The 22,187-nt window shown below is 69.7% G+C and carries 21 protein-coding genes and 2 pseudogenes; 11 read left to right on the top strand and 12 right to left on the bottom strand.

What is annotated here, in order from left to right:
- Window positions 1-665 precede the first annotated feature (665 nt).
- Complete coding sequence (locus ABD340_RS11110) at window positions 666-2,699, top strand: SNIPE associated domain-containing protein (protein WP_344588810.1); 2,034 nt, start codon at window positions 666-668, stop codon at window positions 2,697-2,699.
- 314 nt (window positions 2,700-3,013) lie between these two features.
- Here the strand turns inward: ABD340_RS11110 and ABD340_RS11105 are convergent, their stop codons facing one another.
- Both ABD340_RS11105 and ABD340_RS11100 read right to left on the bottom strand, forming a co-directional pair.
- Window positions 3,014-3,889 carry a hypothetical protein gene (locus ABD340_RS11105; protein ID WP_344588661.1) on the bottom strand — a complete coding sequence of 292 codons (876 nt, stop codon included), beginning with the start codon at window positions 3,887-3,889 and terminating at the stop codon, window positions 3,014-3,016.
- A gap of 395 nt (window positions 3,890-4,284) precedes the next feature.
- Window positions 4,285-5,292, bottom strand: coding sequence for an SDR family oxidoreductase (locus ABD340_RS11100; protein WP_344588660.1), 1,008 nt, complete (start codon window positions 5,290-5,292; stop codon window positions 4,285-4,287).
- 48 nt (window positions 5,293-5,340) lie between these two features.
- Here ABD340_RS11100 and ABD340_RS11095 point away from each other — a divergent pair, with 48 nt between their 5' ends.
- From ABD340_RS11095 to ABD340_RS11055, 9 genes are all read left to right on the top strand, one after another.
- Window positions 5,341-6,180, top strand: a complete 840-nt coding sequence (locus ABD340_RS11095) for an MBL fold metallo-hydrolase (protein WP_344588659.1) — start codon at window positions 5,341-5,343, stop codon at window positions 6,178-6,180.
- 85 nt (window positions 6,181-6,265) lie between these two features.
- On the top strand, window positions 6,266-7,930 hold the full coding sequence (gene mhpA, locus ABD340_RS11090) for a bifunctional 3-(3-hydroxy-phenyl)propionate/3-hydroxycinnamic acid hydroxylase MhpA (protein WP_425547335.1): 1,665 nt from the start codon (window positions 6,266-6,268) through the stop codon (window positions 7,928-7,930).
- Complete coding sequence (locus ABD340_RS11085; RefSeq protein ID WP_344588656.1) at window positions 7,927-9,219, top strand: PucR family transcriptional regulator; 1,293 nt, start codon at window positions 7,927-7,929, stop codon at window positions 9,217-9,219. Before mhpA ends, ABD340_RS11085 begins: the two co-directional genes overlap by 4 nt.
- 107 nt (window positions 9,220-9,326) lie before the next feature.
- Window positions 9,327-10,181: a fumarylacetoacetate hydrolase family protein gene (locus tag ABD340_RS11080; protein ID WP_344588655.1), complete on the top strand. Its 855-nt coding sequence runs from the start codon at window positions 9,327-9,329 to the stop codon at window positions 10,179-10,181.
- 1 nt (window position 10,182) lies between these two features.
- Window positions 10,183-11,103, top strand: a complete 921-nt coding sequence (locus ABD340_RS11075) for a VOC family protein (RefSeq protein WP_344588654.1) — start codon at window positions 10,183-10,185, stop codon at window positions 11,101-11,103.
- Window positions 11,100-11,285, top strand: coding sequence for a hypothetical protein (locus tag ABD340_RS11070; RefSeq protein WP_344588653.1), 186 nt, complete (start codon window positions 11,100-11,102; stop codon window positions 11,283-11,285). The genes ABD340_RS11075 and ABD340_RS11070 overlap by 4 nt, the downstream gene beginning before the upstream one ends.
- Window positions 11,286-11,323: 38 nt before the next feature.
- Window positions 11,324-13,195 carry an acyl-CoA synthetase gene (locus ABD340_RS11065; protein WP_344588652.1) on the top strand — a complete coding sequence of 624 codons (1,872 nt, stop codon included), beginning with the start codon at window positions 11,324-11,326 and terminating at the stop codon, window positions 13,193-13,195.
- Window positions 13,192-13,476, top strand: coding sequence for an FAD-dependent monooxygenase (locus tag ABD340_RS11060; protein WP_344588651.1), 285 nt, complete (start codon window positions 13,192-13,194; stop codon window positions 13,474-13,476). Before ABD340_RS11065 ends, ABD340_RS11060 begins: the two co-directional genes overlap by 4 nt.
- Window positions 13,473-14,516, top strand: coding sequence for an MBL fold metallo-hydrolase (locus ABD340_RS11055; RefSeq protein ID WP_344588649.1), 1,044 nt, complete (start codon window positions 13,473-13,475; stop codon window positions 14,514-14,516). Before ABD340_RS11060 ends, ABD340_RS11055 begins: the two co-directional genes overlap by 4 nt.
- 10 nt (window positions 14,517-14,526) lie before the next feature.
- Here ABD340_RS11055 and ABD340_RS11050 read toward each other — a convergent pair whose 3' ends face one another.
- Window positions 14,527-14,661, bottom strand: coding sequence for a hypothetical protein (locus tag ABD340_RS11050; RefSeq protein WP_344588648.1), 135 nt, complete (start codon window positions 14,659-14,661; stop codon window positions 14,527-14,529).
- Between the two features lie 513 nt (window positions 14,662-15,174).
- Window positions 15,175-16,125: an NADP-dependent oxidoreductase gene (locus ABD340_RS11045; RefSeq protein ID WP_344588647.1), complete on the bottom strand. Its 951-nt coding sequence runs from the start codon at window positions 16,123-16,125 to the stop codon at window positions 15,175-15,177.
- A gap of 97 nt (window positions 16,126-16,222) precedes the next feature.
- Here ABD340_RS11045 and ABD340_RS11040 point away from each other — a divergent pair, with 97 nt between their 5' ends.
- Complete coding sequence (locus ABD340_RS11040) at window positions 16,223-16,813, top strand: TetR/AcrR family transcriptional regulator (protein ID WP_344588646.1); 591 nt, start codon at window positions 16,223-16,225, stop codon at window positions 16,811-16,813.
- 390 nt (window positions 16,814-17,203) lie between these two features.
- On the opposite strand, the gene ABD340_RS11035 is transcribed toward ABD340_RS11040, so the two are convergent.
- From ABD340_RS11035 to ABD340_RS11010, 8 genes and pseudogenes are all read right to left on the bottom strand, one after another.
- Window positions 17,204-18,361: an acyl-CoA dehydrogenase family protein gene (locus ABD340_RS11035; RefSeq protein ID WP_344588645.1), complete on the bottom strand. Its 1,158-nt coding sequence runs from the start codon at window positions 18,359-18,361 to the stop codon at window positions 17,204-17,206.
- Between the two features lie 24 nt (window positions 18,362-18,385).
- Window positions 18,386-18,601 (bottom strand): hypothetical protein, encoded by a 216-nt coding sequence (locus tag ABD340_RS11030; protein ID WP_344588644.1) that lies wholly within the window; start codon window positions 18,599-18,601, stop codon window positions 18,386-18,388.
- Window positions 18,598-19,558 (bottom strand): annotated as a pseudogene (locus ABD340_RS11025) (NmrA family NAD(P)-binding protein). Before ABD340_RS11025 ends, ABD340_RS11030 begins: the two are co-directional and overlap by 4 nt.
- Before the next feature lie 27 nt (window positions 19,559-19,585).
- Entirely contained in the window at window positions 19,586-20,053 is a 468-nt protein-coding gene (locus tag ABD340_RS11020; RefSeq protein ID WP_344588643.1) for an SDR family NAD(P)-dependent oxidoreductase, read from the bottom strand.
- Window positions 19,956-20,342, bottom strand: a pseudogene (locus ABD340_RS47940) (SDR family NAD(P)-dependent oxidoreductase); the annotation flags it as partial. The pseudogene ABD340_RS47940 and the gene ABD340_RS11020, both read right to left, overlap by 98 nt.
- A 69-nt stretch (window positions 20,343-20,411) precedes the next feature.
- Window positions 20,412-20,627 carry a CBS domain-containing protein gene (locus ABD340_RS47935; protein WP_425547334.1) on the bottom strand — a complete coding sequence of 72 codons (216 nt, stop codon included), beginning with the start codon at window positions 20,625-20,627 and terminating at the stop codon, window positions 20,412-20,414.
- Window positions 20,628-20,640: 13 nt separating this feature from the next.
- Window positions 20,641-20,991, bottom strand: a complete 351-nt coding sequence (locus tag ABD340_RS11015) for a CBS domain-containing protein (protein WP_425547333.1) — start codon at window positions 20,989-20,991, stop codon at window positions 20,641-20,643.
- A 115-nt stretch (window positions 20,992-21,106) separates the two neighbouring features.
- Window positions 21,107-22,102: an aldo/keto reductase gene (locus ABD340_RS11010; protein ID WP_344588642.1), complete on the bottom strand. Its 996-nt coding sequence runs from the start codon at window positions 22,100-22,102 to the stop codon at window positions 21,107-21,109.
- Between the last annotated feature and the right edge of the window lie 85 nt (window positions 22,103-22,187).

Here is a 22,187-nt window from a genome sequence, read left to right as displayed (position 1 = left end):
GGATCCGGCGGTGTGGCGCGGGTCGGCAACAGCGACCCCAACGTCGAGGTGCGGCCCACCCAGGTGCTTGACCTTCAGACCGGCCGGGCCGCGACCCTCCGCGCCCGCACAGCTAGGCTGACGGGCCGGCGCGCAGCCGCACGCCGACCGCGACCGCGTTCTCATCGATCTTCGGGGGCCTCGGCGGCTCACCGTGTGCGATGTGCTGGGCGGTGCACGGATCGATGTCTCCTTAGCCTTTCCACCCCGGCACGTCGTCGACGTCTGGTCGGAGCAGTACTACCTCTGGATCGGGGACACCTTGGTGTTCACCGAGTCCGAGGGTGGACGCGCGCGCATCGCGATGTGGTCGCCACGATCCAGGGTGACGACCCGGCTCCGGCCGAATTCGAGGCCGGGTCCTTCCCGATAGGCGGCTCGATGGGCTGAACGGCCCGCGGTATCGACATATCCGCGAGCAGGCGAGCGTGAGGGAACGGCCATTTCAAATGGGTGCGGTTCGGCTCTGACACGTCGCCGTCCACTGCAGCAGGGTGCGTTGACCGACGTGCCCCTGTGCTACAACGGCTCCCGTGACGCGGCAACTTCTGGCCATCACGAGACTTGGTCGGTCCCGTCGTCCAACACGCTGCTTAAGGTGGGTCCACTTTGCATGAACTGGCGTGATGGGGGACGTGATGGCGGAGGTTTCGTTGGGGGCACAGCCCTATGTCGGGGTGGAAGTTCCTCCGCACGAAGCGGCTGCTCTGCTCGGTACGGTTGGTGGTCGGCTCGCACCCGGCGAGGCCGTGCTCGCTTTGGTGGCCACCGTGAAGGCGCTGCCGTCCTTGTCGCACGTCGTAGTGACCGACCGGCGACTGCTGGGCTTCAAGGCCGCCGGTCTGGCGCAGCAGGGGTTCGTGGTGGAGACACCGCTGTCGGCTGTGGCGTCGGCTCAGACCCGAAAGTCCTATCAGCAGCGCGAATTCTTGGTCACCGTCGGGGATGACGGTGAGGAGACCGACTTCGGGGATGTGCATGGCGACGACGCTCCCCGCGTCCTGCAGATCATCGATCGAGCGGCGTCCGCCGCCAAGAACGCCGGCTCGGCATCGCCCGTCGGAGGGGCCCCGCCCGCCCCGGTTGCGTCCCTGCCGACGCCCGCTCCGGTCATGCCGCCGACGCCTGCCCCTGCTGCGCCGCCAGACCCGGTGCCGGCGCCGGCTGCGCCAGCTGGGCCTCACGGAGGGTGGCGATACAACCCGCCGCCGACCTGGCCGGCTCCACCGGTGGGATGGACGCCGCCGCCCGGGTGGCAACCCGATCCGTCATGGGGTCCCGTGCCGCCGGGCTGGCAGCTGTGGGTGCCTGCTGCTCCCCGAGTGCAACCGCCCGTCGAACTCGCCGCCTCTCTCCCGCCTGCGCCTGTTGGGCGTGGTGCCCCACCACCGGTGCCGCCGCCGCTTGCTCAGACCGGCGGGCACGGCGGAGGACGTGGGCTGTTCGGCGGGCGCAAGCGCATCGAGGAATTGGAAGCGGAGAACGCCAGGTTGCGTCAGTGGGTCGCCGACCTCAACGGGATGGAACCGGCACTGCTGGCCCAGCTCACCCGACAACTGCAGGAGCAGACCGCCCAGCTGGAAGAACAGGTGGGCGCAAGTCGTGCCGAGCTTGACCGGGTGCGGCGGGACATCGTGCAGACCGAAGGACTGGCGCTGCTGCAGGTAGTAGGCGTCTACGAGTACCAGCATCCGCTTGCCGACTCGGTGGCCTACAAGGCCGAGCTGGCCAAGCTCAAAGACAAGATCAAGACCATGGCCCGCAACGACCGCGCGGTGCAGGCCACCACGCACTGGAGCGTCAACGGCTCAGCCGCCCAAGGCACCAAGATGGTGCGCGACTTCTCCAAGCTGATGCTGCGCGCCTACAACGCCGAGGCCGACAACCTGGTCCGCACGATGCGGCCCTACAAGCTGCAGTCGGCGATCGACCGGCTCGACAAGAGCACCCAGACCATCGCCCGGCTCGGCAAGACGATGGACATCCGCATCGCCGCTGCCTACCACCAGGTCCGGATCCGTGAGCTGACGCTGACCGCCGACTACCTGGCCAAGGTCGAGGAGGAGAAGGAGCGGGTACGCGCAGAACGCGAACGCCAGCGCGAAGAGGACAAGGCCCGCCGCGAATTCGAACGGGAGAAGGCACGGCTCCTCAAAGAACGCTCACACGTGGAGTCGGCCCTCGCCCGCCTGATCGACAACGGCGACGAAGCGGGGGCCGAGCAACTGCGCGCCAAGCTGGCCGAGGTCGAATCCGTGATCAACGATGTCGAGGGACGGCAGGCCAACACCCGGGCCGGCTACGTCTATGTGATCTCCAACATCGGCGCCTTCGGCGAGAACATGGTCAAGATCGGCATGACCCGCCGACTGGACCCTATGGACCGCGTCCGCGAACTCGGGGACGCCTCCGTCCCCTTCAGGTTCGACGTGCACGCCCTGATCTTCAGCGACGACGCCGTCGGGCTGGAGAACCGTCTCCACCAGGAACTGGCCGACCAGCGCGTCAACCGGGTCAACCTGCGCCGCGAGTTCTTCAACGCCACCCCTGCGCAGGTACGCGACATTCTGCGCCGCATCGCTGGGCAGCATCTGCTCGAATACACCGAGACACCGGAAGCGCTCGAATGGCGCACCAGCCAGAACGACAGTGCCGCTTGACCCCATACAAACCTCCGGCGCCGACTACCCCAGGGAGACCACCCCAAATGACCCCAGCGGCCGACAGCCGTGTTGGCTCGTAATCCGTAGGTTGTGGGTTCGAGTCCCACGCGACCCACCCATGTTGACCTGGGTTCGCCCAGGCATGCCCCCCGCCCGTTTGGTCCCGTTAGGTTCCCGTGTTGGCTCCATGTTGGCTCGCGGGGCCGAACCGGAGACGATCATGGCCCCGGGCACCGCTCGCACACATTCAACCCGGACATCTGGCTGGGCAGGCCGGCGGCTCGGGTGTCGGTGCCGAGAACTCTGTCACCTCATGCGACCTGCGAGTATTCGTGGATGAGTCCGCCGAGTCGATCACGGCGGGTGAACACCGCGTCGAACACAGCGGTGAACTTGGTGTCGCGGTCCCGGATCAGGAACCTCAACTCCTCGGCGCGCCGGCCCAGGTCCATGAGCAGGTTGCGGTCCTGCTGGGCCACCCACTCTCCCGACGGATGCGCCGTCACGCCGGCCAGGTGAACACGGCGGATGCCATGCTCGATGAAGAACAACACATGCAACCGGCGCAGGAACACCGTCTCCACGTGGAAGAAGTCCACCGCCAGGACCGTTCGCGCCTGCGCGGCCAAGAACTCCCGCCAGCACGGGCCGGCGCGTAAGGGCGCGGGGTCGATGCCATCGTCCTTGAGGATCTTCCACACCGTCGACGGCACCACCCGATACCCGAGGCCGCCCAGGTCGCCGCAGATCCTGCGGTAGCCCCATGTCGGGTTGTCGCGCGCCATCTCCAGCACCAGGCGGCGGATCACCACGGCGGTCCGCGGTCGGCCCGGCCGCCGACCTTGGCAGGTCCAGCGGCTCCGCATCAGGCGGGCGTGCCGGCGCAGCACCGTGCGCGGCGAGACGAACAACCGCAGCCGCCGACGGTGACCGGCGGGTATCTGCCTGACCAGTGCCGACAGCACCGTTTGATCCGCCCACGAGGGACGCGGCCGCTTCACCTGCCGCTGCAGCACTGCTACCTGATGCCGCAGCACCAGGATCTCGGCGTCCTTGGCCGCATCCGAGCGAGCCGGCAGAACCAGCCAACCGAACACCCGCACCACCGCGAGATACACCAGACGTAGCGTCATAGCCACCGACGGTGGCCCATGCTCGTGAAGCCCGCAGCCGAACAAGCCATACAAGCGGGCCCTTCTTCGCAGCTCAAGCCCAGTGACACAGTTCTCGGCACCAACACGGTGACGAACCATCCCGGGGAGCCGTCGGGAAAGATCGCCCGGTTGACCGGGGGTGTCCACGCCCAGCCTGTCGACGTGCTCAGTCGGTGCTTGCAGAAACTGGGCATCGAGCCGAATCGGTGCGCCGCACGTGATTCATGGCGGGTCATCCTCTTTCACTTCACAGCTGAGGAGCAGACCCGATGCAGTGCGCTCTGGAGAGTGGTTCGTATTGCTTGGGTTCGACGGCCGGGACACACATCAACCCGGCCAATGCTCTCGTGGTGTTACGAGCCGGCGTGTAAGTGCTCAGCGCAAGTAACTGAACGAGATTTCTCACCGACGGGGTGAAGGCCTGAAGGTCACCAGCCCACAGGGCCGTTTACGTCGAAGAAGCTGCCGCTGGGACCGTCCGCCGGGAGCGTGGCGGCGCGCACGACGACCTTCGCGCCCTGTGATGGATGCTGCGTTCCGAGGTTGTTGTTCAGATCGGTGGCGTTGTACCCCGGACACACTGAGTTGATCTCGATCGGCGTGTCGTTGAGTTCGACGGCAAACCATCCGGTGAGCGCATTGATGAGGGTCTTCGAGGCAGGATAGGCAAAGGCCGGGAACTGTCCCAGAGGGTTGTCTGGAGATACGAGCGTGGTGATCGACCCCATCATGCTGCTCACATTCACGATGCGCCCGGCCTGCGCCCTCTGCACGAGCGGCGAAAATTCCTGCGTGACACGCAGCGCCCCGTAGAAGTTCACGTCGAACGTGCGCCGGATCGTTTCCAGCCGCACGATACTGGGAAGGCCTTCACCTTCTCCGATCGCGACGCCCGCATTGTTGACCAGAACGTCCAGTGCGCCGATGTTGTCGCTGATGTGCGCCACAGCCGCCCTGACGCTTTCTGTGTCGGTCACATCGAGGCCGACGAATCGAACGTCTCCGTCATCGGCAAGTTCCTTTGCTGCGACTTCGCCGCGCCCCTGGTCGCGACATCCCAGCCAGACGGTGAAGCTCTGCTGCGCGAGCTGACGTGCGGTCTCGAACCCAATGCCCTTGTTGGCGCCCGTGACGAGCGCCGTTCGCTTCGTGGTGCCAGGCTGGGTTCCGCGCTCTGCGTCTCCTGCGCCGGGGTGGGGTGGGGTGCGTTCACGGGCGGGTCCTCCGGGGTTCTGTCGGGAGGTCCGAGTCAACGGCGCGGAATCGGCGGCGTTCTTGGGCGGCGCGCATAAGAATTCTCGCTCGCCTGGGCTGACGGGTTCTGGTCGACAAGCTCTCTCATGCGCGTCGATGGGGCAGCACCCGGTCCGAGCGGCGGGGCGGCCGCTCGTTGGCTTTGCCCAGGAGGAACAGATGACCCGGCCAGTGAAGAACATCAAGGAGGCTCCCCTCCTGCCCTACCGCTCCGATAGGAGGGTCCGCGGGTGACGACCGTGACCTTGACCGGGACCGGAGTCCCGTATCCGGCGCCCGGAAGGGCCGGAGCGGGAACCCTGGTCCGCTCCGGCGACACCGTGCTGCAATTCGACGCCGGACGGGCCACGACATTGCACCTGGCCGAGGCCGGTGTCCTCCCGCACGCGCTGACGGCCGTCCTGGTCACGCATGTGCGCAGCGACCACGTGTCCGATCTGCCGGACCTCGCGATGACCCGGTGGATCCAGCGTGAGGTCTTCCCCGCCGGGCCCCTGACCGTCCTCGCCCCGGCCGGCGGGGCCGCGCTCTTCGTCGACGGAATGCTCGGTCCCTACGCCGCCGACATCGCGGTGCGCACTGAGCACGTCCAGCCGTCGCCTCCCGAGGTGACCCTGCATGCCTTCGCGGTGCCCGACCGGCCCGAGGTGGTGTGGCGCAGCGACGGCGGACTCGTCACGGTCACTGCGGTTGGTGTACGCCACGAACCCGTCAAGGAGGCCGTCGCCTACCGGGTCGACACCCCGGACGGCGCCGTCGTCATCTCCGGTGACACCCGCGTCTGTCCCGAGGTGGAGGCGCTCTGCCACGGCGCGGACCTGCTGGTCCACGAGGCCTGCCGTGCCGCCGCCCTGGCCGAGGCCGTGCGGGGGACGGTCTTCGCGACCATCTTCGACTATCACGCCGACACCGTCGCCCTCGGTGCCATGGCCGAGCGTGCCGGAGTCCCGCACACGGTGCTGACCCATCTCATCCCCGCGCCCGGCAAGGCCGAAGAGGAGGCCGAGTTCGCCGCGGACCTCCGCGAGGGGGCTATCGCGGCCGGATCACCGTGGGACGGGATCTGCTGAGTTTCGACCTCGCCGGCCCGCCCAAAAGCTGAGGGATTACTGGGCTCATGGCCTAAGTCCGTGGCTCTCTTCGCGCCGTTTACTGATGGCGAGATCTCGGGAGCCTGCTCTCGATCCGGGACGGAGGGAGATCAGGATCATGCTGAGCGGTGGTGCGGAGTCCGGCGCCGACGTCGTGGTCGTGGGGTGCGGTCCGGTCGGGCAGCTGACGGCCGTCCTGCTCGGGTCGCGGGGATGGCGTGTCGTGGTCGTCGAGCGGTGGCCTGAGCCGTACCCGCTCCCCCGCGCCGTGACGTTCGATCACGAGATCGCCCGGTTGCTGGCCGCCGCGGGCCTGGGACACCGGCTCGGGGAGATCAGCGAGGCGGCCCGCGAGTATGAGTGGCGCAACGCCGCGGGGCAGGTGCTGCTGCGGTTCGAGTGGGACCGGCCGGGCATCTCGGGATGGCCCCGGTCGAGCATGTTCTCCCAACCGCGGCTGGAGGCGTTGCTGTCCGAGCGGCTGGGCCAGATCGACGGCCTGCGGGTATGCCCGGGCGTGGAGGTCGTCGGCGTCGTCCAGTCCGAGCACCGGGCGGAGGTGACCGTCCGGGACGCGGCCGGTCACCTGGACGTCATCAGCGCCTCGTACGTGATCGGATGCGACGGAGCCAACAGCACGGTACGGCGGCACATGGCGACGACGGTCACCGACCTGGGCTTCCGCTACGACTGGTTGATCGTCGACGTCGTCCCGGACCATGAAGGGGCGTGGACGCCGTCGAATCTTCAGATCTGCGACCCGCTGCGCCCGACCACGGTGGTCTCCGGAGGCCCGGGGCGGCGCCGGTTCGAATTCATGCGGCTGCCGCACGAGACCGCGGAGTGGCTCGATCAGGCTGAAACGGCCTGGTCTTTGATCGAGCCGTGGGGGCTGACACCGTCCAACGCGGTCCTGGAACGGCACGCGGTCTACACCTTCCAGGCACGATGGGCCGACCAGTGGCGGGACGGCAGGATCCTGCTGGCCGGGGACGCCGCTCATCTCATGCCGCCGTTCGCCGGTCAGGGAATGTGCTCGGGGCTGCGGGACGCAGCCAACCTGGCCTGGAAACTCGACCTCGTCCTCGCCCGCAGGGCCGTGCCCGAACTCCTGGACTCCTACACGGTCGAACGCTCCGCGCACGTCCAGCACGCGATCCAGACCTCCATCGAACTGGGCAAGGTGATCTGCGTCCTGGACGATGCGGCGGCGGCCGAGCGCGATCAGGCGATGGGAGCCGCGACCGGCGGGACGGTCGTGGACACCATTCCCGACGCCGCGCTGTCCGCAGGTGTCCTGCACTGCCGCCCCGACGGGACGCCCGCCCCTGCGGCAGGCGAGCTCAGCCCGCAGGGCCACGTCACATGGAATGGAGCCGCCGGACCGTTCGACCAGGTGGTCGGGACCGGCTTCGTGATCGCCGCGCTGTTCGACCCTACGGAGGCGCTCACGGACGAGCACCTCGCGTTCTGTACGGCGATCGGAGCCCGGCTGGTCCGGCTGGCCGCCGCCGGAGAGCCCGTTCCAGGCGCCGTGACCGACTCCGACGGGGTCTACCACGCGCTGCTGAACGGCACCGGCCGGACCGCCGTCATCGTCCGGCCCGACTTCTACGTCTTCGGTACCGCCACGGCCGACGACCTGGGTGGTCTGGTGGACGATCTGCGCGGCCGGCTGACCGGGCGCCCGGCGGACCGGCCGTCGGCCTCTGGTCTACTGAAGCGGTGAGCGATCCGGCACAGGACTGGCTGCTGAGGCTGCGCGGCGAGGAGTCGCCGAGCCTTCGGCCCGCCTGCGCCGCGCCGACCGTCGCCGGCGCGGCCGAGCGTGTGGGCTCGGGGCCGGTGGACTGGGCGGTCCAGGTGGCCCGGGCGATGACCGCGGAGATCATCGAGCGGGTACCCGAGCACGGCGGCGGCCCCGCTCCGTTCGAGACCCTGCGGCGCTCTGTCGAGGCCACCGTGCTGATGGCGCTGTGCGGGCTGCACGCCGGCGGGAAGCCGGAATCAGGTCTGGTGGCGCCCGAGGCGGTGGAGGGCAACCATGAACTGGCCCGCCGCGGCATCCCGCTGGACCGGGTCCTGCGCGGGGTCCGGATCGGGCACGCGCGCCTGCATCGTGAACTGATGGCCGCCATCGAGTCCGAGCCGGAGCCGATCCGGGCGGCCGAGACCCACCGGGTCACCGAGTTGCTGTTCGACTACGCCGACATGCAGGCCAGCCAGCTGGCCGAGGACTACATCGCCGAACGGGACCGCTGGCGTAGCGGCACCGAAACGGCCAGGCGGCGGATCGTCGAGGACATCCTGGCCGGCCGCCGCGTCGACCAGGAGACCGCGATGCGGGTGCTCGGCTACGACCTCGCCCACCATCATCTGGCCTTCGTCGTCTGGGCTCCCTCCCCTGACACCCCGGCCGAAGGCCTCCACCGGTTCGCCGCAGAGTTCGCGCGGACGGCTGGAGCGGTCCGGCTCCTCACCGTCCCGTCGGGTCCGTCGCGGTTGTGGGCCTGGACCGGCTGGGCGACCGGCCCGCCGGCCGACGTCATCGCCGGCCGGCGCGCCCGTTTCGAACCCCCGCCGGAGCTCCGTGTCGCCGTGGGACCTCCCGCGGCGGGGCTCGCGGGTTTCCGGCGCAGCCATCTCGGCGCGGGTGAAGCCGAGCGGATCTGCCGTCAGAGCGGCGGCGAGCGGCTGTGCGACTACGCCGACATCCGGGTGGCGTCGCTGGTGACCGATGTCGCCGAGCACGGACACTGGTTCATTCAGGAGGTCCTGGGAGCGCTCGGCGCCCCCGATGACCGGACCCGGGAACTCCGCGAGACGCTGCGGGTGTACCTGGCCGAAGGACGCAGCCCCCAGCAGGCCGCCGAGCGGCTGCACGTCAACCGCAACACCGTGACCTACCGGATCAAACGCGCACAAGAACTGCTGGGCCGCCCCGTGGGCGCGGGTCTGGAGATCTGGCTGGCGCTGGAGGCCGCCCGGATTCTCGGCCACGACGACGCGGGTGGCTGAGCGTCGCGCACAAACGCGCCGACCGGTTTGGGCGCCACGCCCAAGCGGCCCCGTCGGCAGGCGGCGTTGAATCGGAGACGCCGTCACCGATCGGAAGGCCTCTCCAGATGCGTGTTGCCAATCTCGCCGGACGAGCCGTGTTGCTCGTCGCCGACGAGGCCCTTGACGTCCACAAGGCCAGCGGCGGCCTGTTCGGCCCGGACCCGCAAGAGCTGTTCGCACGGTGGGACGAGCTGCGGGTGTGGGAGGCACGCGGGGAGGCCTCCGCCGAACCGCAGCCTTACGACGCGGCCGATCTGGGGCCCGCGGTCCCCGCGCCGCGGCAGGTGTTCGCGATCGGAGTGAACTACCGCGAGCACGCGGCCGAGGCGGACATCGACGTGTCCGAGCGCCCGCCGTGGCCGCCGACCTTCACCAAGTTCCCCTCCTGCCTGGCCGGCCCGCAAGTCCAGGTCACGTTGCCCGAAGGCCTGGTGGACTGGGAGGTGGAACTGGTCGTGGTGATCGGTCGCCGGACCGACCGGGTCACGGCCGCCGGCGCCTGGGATCATGTCGCGGGCCTGACCGTCGGCCAGGATCTCTCCGAGCGGATCACCCAGCTGTCCGGCCCCGCCCCTCAGCAGTACTCGCTGGGCAAGTCCTATCCGGGCTTCGGTCCGCTCGGGCCCGCCGTGGTCACCTTGGACGACCTCGGCGACCCGGGCGACCTGCGGATCGGCTGCGAGCTCAACGGCGAGACGATGCAGGACGCGCGCACCAGCGAAATGATCTTCAGTGTGCCCGAGCTGGTCGAGCGGCTGTCGGCCGTCGCCCCGCTGCTCCCCGGCGATGTGGTCTTCACCGGGACCCCGGCGGGCATCGGCGGGACCCGTACCCCTCCGCGCTTTCTCCAAGCCGGCGACGAACTGGTCAGCCGCATCGAAGGGCTCGGAACGCTCCGTACCACGTTCAAGGGGGCCTGAGGTGGCACTGCACCGCCTGACCACCATCACCATCGGAGTGCCGAACCTCGCCGAGACCGCCGCCTACTACGCCGACTTCGGGCTGACGCCGGACGGCGACGGGCTCTTCACGACCGCCGACGGCGGCCGGCAGCTGCGGCTGGTCCGGACCCCGACCCGGCGGCTGGTCGAACTCGGCGTCGGCGCCGAAGATCCGGACGACCTGGCCCGTACCACCGCGAGCCTGTCCCGGCTGGGCCACCGGCCCGACCACCAGGATGGAGCACTGACCGTCCGTGAGCCGGGGACGGGGGTGACCGTACGGATCACGGTCGCCGAGCCCATCGTCCGTACACCCGAGCCGGCACCGGTCCACAACGGGCCGGGCCGCACCCCCAGGGTGGACGCCCGCGCGTCCGGGGTCGAGCGCACCGGGGCCGTACGGCCGCGCAAGCTCGGCCACGTGGTGCTCGGCTCCACCGACCAGGAGATCAGCCAGCGGTTCTTCACCGAGGGCCTCGGCTTCAAGATCAGCGACGAGGTGCCGGGCATCGCGGCGTTCCTGCGCTGCTCCACCGACCACCACAACGTGCTGGTGCAGCCCGCCCCCGTGCCCTACCTCCACCACACATCCTGGGAGGTCGGGGACGTCGACGAGATCGGCCGGGGCGCGCACCGGATGCTGGAAGGCCACCCGGAACGGCACATCTGGGGGCTGGGACGCCACCACATCGGCTCCAACTTCTTCTGGTACCTCAAGGACCCGGCGGGCAACTTCTCCGAGTACTACAGCGACCTGGACTGCATCGTCGACGAGGCCGTCTGGAAGCCCGAGGACTTCGCCGACATGCGGATCCTCTACAGCTGGGGGCCGCCCGTGCCGCCTTCGTTCATCGAGCCCGACGACCTGGGCGCGCTCATGGCGGGAGCGCACTGCGCATGAGCCACCACGTCCACGGGACCGGCCACCGGTCACCCCCTGTCGCCGTGGCTGCGCGGGCGCTACCGGGCACCGACCGCCTCGTCATCCGCAAGGACGCCGCCTCTCGGTTCACCGGGGCTCTGCGCGCCAACGAGATCGACCTGGCGCGGCCGCCGGCCCTGGCCAAGGCGCTGGGCCCCTGACCCCGCGCCTCCCCATCCCCGCCTTCGAGGAGATCCCGATGACCGCTGCCCCGCACACGCAGGGTGACCGTCCGCTCATCCTGCTGCCCGAGGACCTGCCCGCCGTCGAGATGGTCGCCCTGGACGAACGCGACCTGCCCGCCAGCACGTACGAACTCCTGCACCGGACCGCGTCCGCGCATCCCGGCAGGCCCGCCCTGTACCTGCTCGGCGAGGACGGCCTGCCCTGGCGCGAGGCCGCCTGCTGGACCTACGGCACGCTGCTGGAGCGCGTGCACCAGGCCGCGAACGCGTTCTTAGCCCTCGGCGTCCCTGAAGGCGGCGTCGTCGCGTCGATGCTGCCGAACTCCGGAGCCGCCTACGCGGCCTTGCTCGGCGCTCAGGCCATCGGGATCGCCAATCCCGTCAACCCGATGCTCGCCGAGGACCACCTGGCGGAGATCCTCAGCCTCACCGGCGCGCGACTGCTGCTGGCCCCCGGGCCGGGCCTGTCTCCGGAGTTGTGGGCCAAGGCACGGCGCATCGCCGCCCGGCTGCCCGGCGCGCTCGTCCTGGCCGCCGTCGGCCTCCCGCCGGACACAGAGGGAGTGGCCTTCGACGCGGTCGCCGCGCGGCAGCCGTCCGGTGGACTGCGCACCGGGCGCCGCCCCCGCCCGGACGACCTGGCCGCCTACTTCCACACCGGCGGGACGACCGGGGTGCCCAAGGTGGCTCCGCACACCCATGCCATGGAGGTGTACATGGCCTGGGCGCTGGGCTGTTCGGGCGCCTATCTCGACGACTCCGTCGTCCTGTCCGGCCTGCCCTTGTTCCATGTCAACGCCGTCCACGTCACCGGGCTCGGTCCATTCCTGCACGGGACGCCGGTCGTCAGCATCGGCCCCCTCGGCTACCGGGACAAAGCGCTCATGGCCGACTTCTGGCGCATCATCGAGCACTACAAGGTGACGAGCTTCTCTGGAGTCCCGACCGTCTACGCCCGGCTGCCCGAGGTGCCCGAGGACGTCGACCTCTCCAGCCTGCGCGCCGGGGCCGTCGGCGCAGCCCCCCTGCCCCGGAGCGTGCGGCGCGCGTTCGAAGAGACCGCCAAGGTACCGATGCTGGAGGGCTACGGTCTGACGGAGGCCACCTGTGCGACCGCCGCCACGCCCGCGCTCGCGCCGCGTGCCGGATCGGTGGGGCTCCGGCTGCCCTACCAGCAGGTCAAAGCCGTCACCGTGGACGCCGCGGAACGCCCGCTGAGGGACTGCCCACCCGGACGGACCGGAGTCCTGGCGATCAAGGGGCCCAGCGTCTTTCCCGGTTACCTGCGGCCTCGACCCGGCGGGCCTGTACCCGACCCGTCCGGGAAGGTATTCGACGGGTGGCTGCTCACCGGCGACCTCGGGAAGGTCGACGCCGACGGCTACGTCCACCTCACCGGCCGCGCAAAGGACCTGATCATCCGCGGCGGCCACAACATCGACCCGCTGCCCATCGAGGAGTCCCTGCTCGGGCATCCCGACGTCGCCGCCGCGGCCGTCGTCGGCGCGCCCGATCCGCACTCGGGAGAGGTCCCCGTCGCCTACCTCGTCCTCTCCCCGAGGGAAGCCTGCGCGGACGAGGCGGAACTGCTCGCCTGGGCGCGCGCCCACGCCCCCGAGCCCGCCGCGGCCCCGAAGGCGGTGCACGTGGTCGCCAGCCTGCCGACGACGCTCATCGGCAAGATCTTCAAGCCCGCGCTCGTCGAGGACGCCGTCCGCCGCCTGGTGAGCGCCGCGCTGGACCGGACGGGCCTCACCGGGCACGTCGAGGTCGAGACGCGCGACGGGCAGCCCCACGTCTCGGTCCGGCTGACCGGCGGTGGAGACCCGGGTGGGCTGACCGCCGACCTCGGCAGGTACGCCTTCACGCACGAGGTCACCGCATGACCGCCGCGGCCCCGGAGCCCGTGCTGATCGTCGGTGCCAGGCCGACCGGGCTGACCGCCGCGATCCTGCTCGCCCGGCCCGGCGTGCGTAGCCACGTCGTCGAGCGCCACCCGACCTCGACCCGCGGACGGGCGCGTCCGCGGTCGTCGTCCAGCCCGACCGGAACCGTTTTCACCGCTCCCCCGGCCACCGGACGTCCGGCGCCCAACCGGCTGACGCTCCTCTCTTCCTCTCCCCATAACGGAAGCCCAATCCACGCAAGAGGAGAAGCCCCCCTGTGAAACTGAGAAAGGCGCGGATCGTACTGGCGGTGCTGCTCGCCGTCACGCTGGTCGCGGGGATCGCGGCCTACCTCGGCCGCAACCGCATCATCGACGGCGTCATCCGCGACCATCTGAAAGACGACACCGATCGCGCGTTCATCGAGGACACCGAGCACATCCGCGTCCTGCTGTGCGGCACCGGCTCGCCGGAGATCAGCGCCGCCCGCGCCCAGGCCTGCACCCTCGTCGCCGCGGGCGGCAAGCTGTTCCTGTTCGACGCCGGCGAGGGCGCCACCAAGTCGCTCGCCGAGTCCAAGGTCCCCGTCGCCCAACTGGAGCGGGTTTTTCTCACCCACTTCCACTCCGACCACTTCAACGGGCTCGCCACCCTCGTCAATGCGACCTGGATCTGGGGCCGCACGAAGCCGCTGCCCATCTGGGGCCCGGTCGGCCTCGACAAGGTCGTCGGCGGCCTGAACTCCGCCTACGCGCTCGACCACGAATACCGCAAGGCGAACATGCGCGACTTGGAGGCCACCGGCGCGGCGGCCGACGCCGTTCCCACCGAGATCGAGTTCCCCAACGGCGCGCGGTCCGTCCGCGTCTACGACGAGGGCGGCGTCACCATCGACGCCCGTCTCGTCGTCCACGATCCTGTCGCCCCCGCTGTCGGCTACGTGCTCACGTACCACGGCAAGAAGGTCTTCATCAGCGGCGATACCGAGGTCAGCCCCGTCAACCTCCCCGCCATGCAAGACGCCGATCTCGTCGTCCACGAGGCCTACGCCACCCACCTCGTCCGCCGCGCCATCCCGCACATGCGGGACCTCGGCCAATCGCACAACGCCGAGGTCGCCGAACGCACCATCCCCTACCACGCCGACACCATCGCCCTGGCGAAACAGGCGCGGCAGGCGCGTGTGAAGCACCTGGTCCTCACCCACCTCACGCCCTACCCAAGCGGCATCATGGCCCGCCGCCTCTTCACGCAGGGCATGACCGACCATTACAAGGGCGAACTCACCTTGGGTTCCGACGGCCTCCGCATCGTCCTGTGACGACCGATGTTCACGCTGCCGCGTCACGACTCGAGATGACCTGAGAGGGATTGATTCGGCCATCCTGCGCCATGAACAGCGAGAAGCCGAGCTGCACCGCCAGCGCGGCGGTCCACGAAAGGTGGCCGCCGGGACCGGCCGTCACCCCCGGCTCCCCCTGGCCGAGCGCCGACGATCGCGCACGTGCCGATGACATTAGTGATCAGCAGCAGTCCCGGCGGGCAGGTAGGCGAGAGGGACGGGCAGGCTCTCGCAATCGCTCGACGACTCAATGCTCGAGTGGGCCGCGCTCTGGAAGCCGCTCCCGAAGGTGGTGTTCTCCACCACGCTGTCGGCGGTGCAGGGCAATGCCCGCCTGACTGGTTTCAGCGGCTCAGCGGGGGAAGAGCGACATCAACAGCGGCCGGCAGCACGGGTCCGAACGAGGCGACCACCCGGCGAGTGCTCCGGTGACCCGGCGGGCGGCGCCGCGGACGAGTCAGGTCAGCAGCGCGGCGAGCAGGCCGCCCATGACCAGGGGCAGGGCCGCGCCGGCCAGGCCGGCGCCGCGTTGCCCGTCCTGCTCATTCACTGCAACGGGCAAATTGTGGGCGTGAGGCGGTGACGAACATCGCGCCGTCCGAGGATTCTGCTGGGTTACCCCGGGTGAGCCGATACCTCATGCGCTGACACGGAGAACGGTCTTGCCCTGCGATGTACCGGACTTGATGGCTTCCTGGACCGCGGCGATGTTCTCCCAGGGCTCCACGCGCCAGACTGGAACGCTCAGGGAACCGGCGGCGACGCCGTCGGCCACCATTTGCAGGGCGTCCCAGCGGAAGACGGTGTTTCCGCGCCCGCTCGTCCGGACCCCGAAGGCGTCAGCGTTCGCGAAGTCGCTGATCGTCAGCACGCGTGCGGGATCTCCGGTGATCCTGATCAGCGTGGGGAGTGCGCCGCTGGGGCCCATGTCCAGCACGAGATCGACGCCGTCCGGTGCGAGGGCGCGCACGCGCTCGTCGAGGCCCTCGCCATAGCTCGTGACTTTCGCGCCGCGCTTACGCATGGTCGCGGCCTTCGCGGTTCCAGATGTCACGATGACCTCTGCTCCGCGACGCACTGCCAGCTGGGTTGCAAGCTGCCCGACGGCGCCGCTGCCCCCGTTGATGAGCAAGGTGTGTCCGTCCTGTACTCCGAGTTCATCGAGGGTGCGGAGTGCGGTTTCAGCAACCATCGGTATCGCTGCCGCCTGCTCGAGCGACATGCCGTCCGGGACGGTCGCCCAGTGGTCCATCAGCGCGTACTCCGCCGCGCCGGCTGTGGTGCCCCCGAAGTCGAGGTTCCCGAAGACGAGGTCCCCAACGGCGATGTCCTCAACGTCGGCGCCCACCGCGGACACGGCACCCGCTGCCTCGAAGCCGCTTCCCAGTGGCAGGGGTAGGCCGAGCACCCCTTCGCGCACTGCCCAGTCGGCGGGATTCATGCCGCACATGCGAATCGCGACCACGATCTGCTTCGGACCGGGGACGGGCACATCGATCTTGACGAACTGGAGCACCTCCCGCCCACCGACCTGGTGGAACTGGACGGCCCTCATCTGGGCTGGCGCGGTCTGCCGGATGACGGACATGGCGGACACCTCCGAGAAATGGCACGACAGAAACTGTCGTCACTGACGACGGTAGCATAGGTGATGACAGCATCTGCTGTCGTATATTCTGGGGCGCATGGCGAGGTGGGAAGCGGATCCGCGCGGCCGGCTCGAACGGGCCGCACTGGAGTTGTTCACCGAACGGGGATACGACCAGACGACGGTCGCGCAGATCACAGAGCGGGCAGGACTGACCGAACGCTCGTTCTACCGCCACTACGCCGACAAGCGAGAGGTTCTGTTCGGCGGCGGCGAGGAGCTCGAGAAGCACTTGGTCGCAGCGGTCGGGGATGCGGGCGCCGGCCTGGCACCACTCGATGCGCTCATCACGGCGCTCCAAGCGGCAGAGGCCGTGTTCAGGCCGAGGGACGCCGCTCGCAAACGCCGGGATGCCATCGCCGCCAATCCCGCCCTGTACGAACGCGAACTGATCAAGCTCGCCTCGTTGTCCGCCGCGCTGGCCGACACCCTGGCGCGCCGCGGTGTCGACGCGCGCACCGCGCAACTGGCCACGGACATGGCGATGTCGGTCTTCCGCCTGGCCTTCGAACGCTGGATCGCCGAGGACGATGCACACTTCGCCGCACTGGTGCGCGAGTCGGCGCACGAATTGCGGCAAGTGGCCAACACCACCGGCTCAGGGCCGTCCTCAAGCCCGACGCGGTGACTCGGTCTGGAGATGGTGACTGGCAGCTCTCAGCGCGCGACGGCAGCGAGCCGCTGCACGCTGTCGGCATGCGGCTGGTGGCGTCCGAAGCCCGGGAGCGGTTCATCGCCGCGCCTGGCCGCGGTCGGCGGCGGGTCACCACTGGGTGATGAGCGGCGTGTCCGGTTCGTGCTGCCTGCGGGGTGCGGAAACCCTGGCTCAGGGGTGTCAGCCTGCGTTTTCGCTCGTTGGGCTACGCGGCGTTCTGGTAATCGCTGATCAAGCCGTCAACGGCTTTGCGGCGGGACAGCCAAAGGTGATTCAGGTTGGTCGGAGCCGCCGGTGGCCGTTGGGGTGGGCGCAGGTCTCGTGATCGGTGCGGGCGGTGGGTGTTGTTGTGACGCTTCACGATCATGGATCGCGAACCGCAGCGTGCTCACGCGCTCCCCCAGGTCCATGGTCAGATTGCGGGCCTGTTGCACCGCCCACGCCCCGGTCGGGTGCGCGGTCACACCTCCCAAGTGCAAGCGCCGGGTGCCGTGCTCGATGAACACCAGCACGTACAACCGCCCGACCAGGTGGCGGTGCCAGCGCAGGATCGTCGCCGGGGTGACCGGGAACATCTCCGCCCAGCGACGGCGGTGAACCAGCCGCAACAGCGCCGCAAGCCAAAGCCGGTCGACGTGATCCACCGCGGCCGACCACGCACCTGCTGACGTAGCACCTGGTTCTCGTGACGCAGCACAAGCAGCTCGACGTGGCCCGGGAGCGCAGGAAGAGGCGACGTGGGTCCCGGGACGCGCCCGCGCTGGAGTGCGTCGCGGGCTCGTGGGGCTCATAGGTGTCGTAGAGCAGCGCTTCGTCGCCGAGCAGGTCGAGGCAGAGCTCGTAGCCGGCCTTGTTCAGCTCAGCGAACCCGACCTTGCTCACCGAGCTTTCCGGACCGGGCGCCCCGCTCGCCCTTCTGGCAGCGCGAGCGGCGTACAGGCGGAGCACGTGGCCGCGCAGCCACACCTGCACCATCCGCGACCGGAGAGCCGGATCATGGCCATCTCTCTCGCGGTACAGGGCGAGCGCGAGCTCGACGGGGCCGCTCTCGGTCGCCTTCGTGCCGAACATGTCGCGCTCGTTCATGAGCGTCGACATCGCGACCTTCCAGCCCGCGTCGACCGGACCGAGCCGGTCGGCATCGGGGATCCAGACGTCGGTCAGGTACACCTCGCTGAACTCCGCTTGGCCGGTGATCTGGCGCAGGGGCCGGATCTCGACACCAGGGGTCGTCAGGTCGAGCACGAAGTAGGTGAGTCCGCGGTGCTTGGGCTGGGCGGGGTCGGTCCGCGCGAGCAACATGCCCCGCTGGGAGGAGGTGGCCATGGATGTCCAGACCTTCCGCCCGGTCACCCGCCAGCCACCGTTCTCACGCACGGCCCGAGGGCCGATGGCGGCGAGGTCGGAGCCCGCCCCGGGCTCGGAGAACAGCTGACACCAGCGTTCCCCGGTCGCGATGGCCCGCAGATAGCGTTCCTGCTGCTCGGCCGTACCCCACGCGACCACGCTGGGCGCGCCCATCGAGTACGCCAGCCTGCTCTCGACCTAGAGAATCGGCGTACCGGAGGCGGTGAGCAACTCGAACACTCTTCGCTGGGCGGCACGCTCGACGCCGATCCCACCGTGGCCGACGGGGTGGTGCACCCAGGTGAGCCCCGCGTCGTACTGGGCGGCGAAGAAGTGCGCGCGGTCGGTGGCTGCCGGGGGGTGCTCTTCCAGGAGGCGGTGGGTCAGGGGCTCGACCTGCTCCTCGGGGCTCATCGGCCCGCGGAGGAGGCCTGCGCCCACGCCTCGAGACTCAGCGGCTCGACCCCGAAGGACCTGAGCTGCTCCGGGGTCGCGGGCTGGCCCACGTCGCGGTTCCACTCGCTCGCCTGCACGATCGGCGCGACCATTCCCTTGGCCAGCGCCTCCTCTGCCGTCATCGGCAGCTCGGGCGGGAGGATCTGCTCGCCCCAGGCGCGCGACAGAACCTCGGCGATCTCGTCGAAGGTGAGGACGTCACCCGCCAGTTGCAGTTCGACGCCGTTGAACCGGTCGGGGTCCATGATGGCAGCAGCGGCTGCGCGGCCGATGTCCTTGACCGCCACGAGGGCGTAGGTCGTCTCGGGGTCGACAGCTGCCAACAGGCGATTGCTCGTGCGACCCTCGAAGTACACCGATGGGCGGAGGAACATCTTCATGAACGTGGAGGGGTAGAGGATGGTCCAGGCAGGGAAGCCCGCCTTCCGGACCAGGTCGTTGACCTCTTCCTTGCTGGCCCAGTACTCACTGATCGGCGGCACCTGATCGCTGTACGAGCGGTGCCAGCGGTCCTCGTCCCACCCGGGCGCTGCCAGGTGGTGACCGGCGCCTGACGCCGACGTCTGGACGAAGTGGGGCACCCCTGCTGCTGCGGCCGCCGGGATGAGGTTGCGCGCGTGAGCCCGCCCGGCATCGGCCTCGGGGTTCGCCATGTCCGGGCTGAGCACCGAGAAGACCGCCCGCACCCCGGTGCACGGCTGCACGAGTGATTCCGCGTCGTAGAGGTCGCCCACCGCCAGGCTCGCCCCGAGCTCCACGAGCGCCTTCGCGCTCGGAGTCAGGGTCGCGCACTAGGGCACGGACCGGGACCCCGGCGGCGAGGAGTGCTCGTGCGGTGGCTCCGCCCTGCTTCCCGGTCGCCCCGACCACGAGAACCGGGCCGTCGGCCGCAGGGTCGGTTCGTTGCTCGTTCATCTGCTCCTCCATGTTTGGCGCCCCTCCTCAGGACGTCGTGTAGCCGCCGTCGACGACCAAGGTGTCGCCGGTGTGGTACGCCGAGGCGTCGGACGCCAGGTAGACGGCGATGCCGGCGAAGTCCTCGCTCGTGCCCCAGCGTCGGATCGGCAAGCGCTTGAGGATCGCCTCCTGCACTTCCGGCCGCTCGAAGCTGCCCTCCGTCATCTCGGTGCGGATCCAGCCGGGGATGATCGTGTTCGCACGGATGCCGTGCCGTCCGAACTCGGCCGCGAGCCCCTTCGTGACCGAGACGAGCGCGCCCTTCGCGGCGGCGTACGACTGCAGCGTGGGCGCCCCGCGGACAGCGGAGACGCTCGAGGTGGTCACGAGCGAGCCCCCTGGATCGCCGGTGCCGCGCCGCCCCGCGCAATGTCCACAGAGCGCCCTCGAGGTCGATTGCCAGCACCCGATGCAGCTCGGCAGCGTCGAGATCCAGGAACTTGGTGCGACCACCCACGCCTGCGTTCGCGAAAACCGAGTCGATCCGGCCGAGGGATCGGACCGTGGCGTCGACGGCGGACGCCACGGCGTCGGCGTCGCTCACGTCGACCACAGCGGCGTGCACCTCGGCGCCGTACTGGGACAGCCGTCCCACGGCTTTGTCGAGCTTCGTGGCGTCCCGACCCCAGATGGCGACCGCGGCGCCCGCACGAGCGAGCCCCTCGGCCACGCCGAGACCGATGCCGCCCTTGCCTCCGGTGATCAATGCGACCTTGCCAGTCAGATTGAACGGCGCGTACATCGCCCCGCCACCACTCGCAGTCATGGTGGCGAGACTCGCCGGTTCCAGCGGTCCGGTCGAGCGACTTGTTCAGCGGGGTGGAACTGGGACCGTACGAGCCACCGTCCGGTGTGGCCACCTCCGTCCCGTCCGAGCGAGATCAGGTCGAAGTGATCCCCTTGAGTCCGGGTCGCGGGCGGCGTCGGGGTGCTGGTCGGACTTCACATAGTCCTTGACGGTGATCAGACCGAGCAGCCGGTTTTCGTCGTCCACGATAGGCAGCTTTTCGATCTTGTGTTGGCGCATGAGGGCGAGTGCGTCATCGCCGCTGATTCCGCGTGGTGCGGGTGGAGCGCGCGGGGGGCATAACGTCGCGGACGGGGCGCTGCGGATTGTGCTCGAACCGCATGTCACGGTTGGTGATGATGCCCAGGAGGGTGTATTCGTCGTCGACGACCGGCACGCCGGAGATCCGGAACTGTGCGCACAGTTCCTGGGTGAGGGTGGCGCCGGGGCCGCAGGTGACCGGGTCGGTGACCATGCCCGCTTCGGAACGCTTGACCTTCACGACCTGGGCGGCCTGATCTTCAGCCGACGCCGCCCTCGCCCGAAAGCCAACCGTGATCGATAGCGGCCAGGTGCGGGTAGGTGACTGGCCGCCAACGGTCACTGAGCGTTGATGGAGCATGTGCCGGTCCGACGCAGCTGGGCGAAGGTGGTTTCCGGCTGTTGTGCGAGTCCCCGACGGCGCCCGCGCTGGAGCGGAACCCACTGGAGGGCCGGACTCAGTTCCCCACGCCGAGGTTGGACATGAACGCGGAGGGGTATCGGTCGCCGCGGGCCGCGCCCGGCGGCACCTGCTTCTCGATCTCGGCGAGGTCGTCGGTGGTGAGGGTCAGCTCCATCGCGGGCAGTGCCTCGGCCAGCCGCTCGCGGGTGCGGGCGCCGACCAGCGGCACGATGTCCTGGCCTTGCGCGGCCACCCAGGCGATGGCCAGTTGGGCGACGGTGCAGCCCTTCGCCGCGGCGACCCGGCGCAGCGCCTCTACCAGGGCGAGGTTGTGTTCCAGGTTCCGGCCGGCGAACCGCGGGCTGAAGCCGCGGCTGTCGCCGGGGCCGGCGGTGCGGCCGGCGGACCAGTGCCCGGAGATCAGGCCGCGGCCCAGGACACCGTAGGCGGTCAGGCCGATGCCCAGCTCCCGCAGCGTGGGCAGAACCTCCGCCTCCACCGCGCGGGAGATCAGCGAGTACTCGATCTGCAGGTCGGCGACCGGGTGCACGGCGTGCGCCCGGCGGATCGTGGCCGCATCGACCTCCGACAGGCCCAGGTGCCGCACGTACCCGGCGTCGATCATCTCCTTGATCGCACCCACCGTCTCCTCGATCGGCACCGCCGGGTCCAGCCGCGCAGGGCGGTAGATGTCGATGTGGTCGGTGCCCAGCCGGGTCAGCGAGTACGCCAGGAAGTTGCGCACCGCTTCGGGACGGCCGTCCTGCCCGCCGAACTGGGGGCCCGGGCCCCGCAGCATGCCGAACTTGACGCTCAGCCGGTAGCTGTCGCGATCCCGGCCGCGCAGCGCCTCGGCCAGCAGCAACTCGTTGTGGCCCATGGCGTAGAAGTCGCCGGTGTCGAACAGCGTGACGCCGGCCTCCAGCGCGGCGTGCACGGTGGCGACACTCTCCGTGCGGTCGGCCGCGCCGTAAGCACCCGACATGCCCATCGCACCCAGGCCCAGTGCGGAAACAGCCGGGCCGGTCTTGCCCAGGGTCCGTATCTGCATCACGTTCTCCCTTGTTCTCGATGTCGTTCCCAACCCTGCGCCCGCACCGGGGACGCGCGGAAGCGGAGCGTTCATCATGGGAGAG

This window comes from Actinomadura vinacea (genome assembly GCF_039532545.1).
GTDB lineage: Bacteria > Actinomycetota > Actinomycetes > Streptosporangiales > Streptosporangiaceae > Spirillospora > Spirillospora vinacea.
The sequence above is the reverse complement of the archived record's forward strand: the minus strand, read 5'-3'. Positions and strand labels throughout refer to the sequence as shown.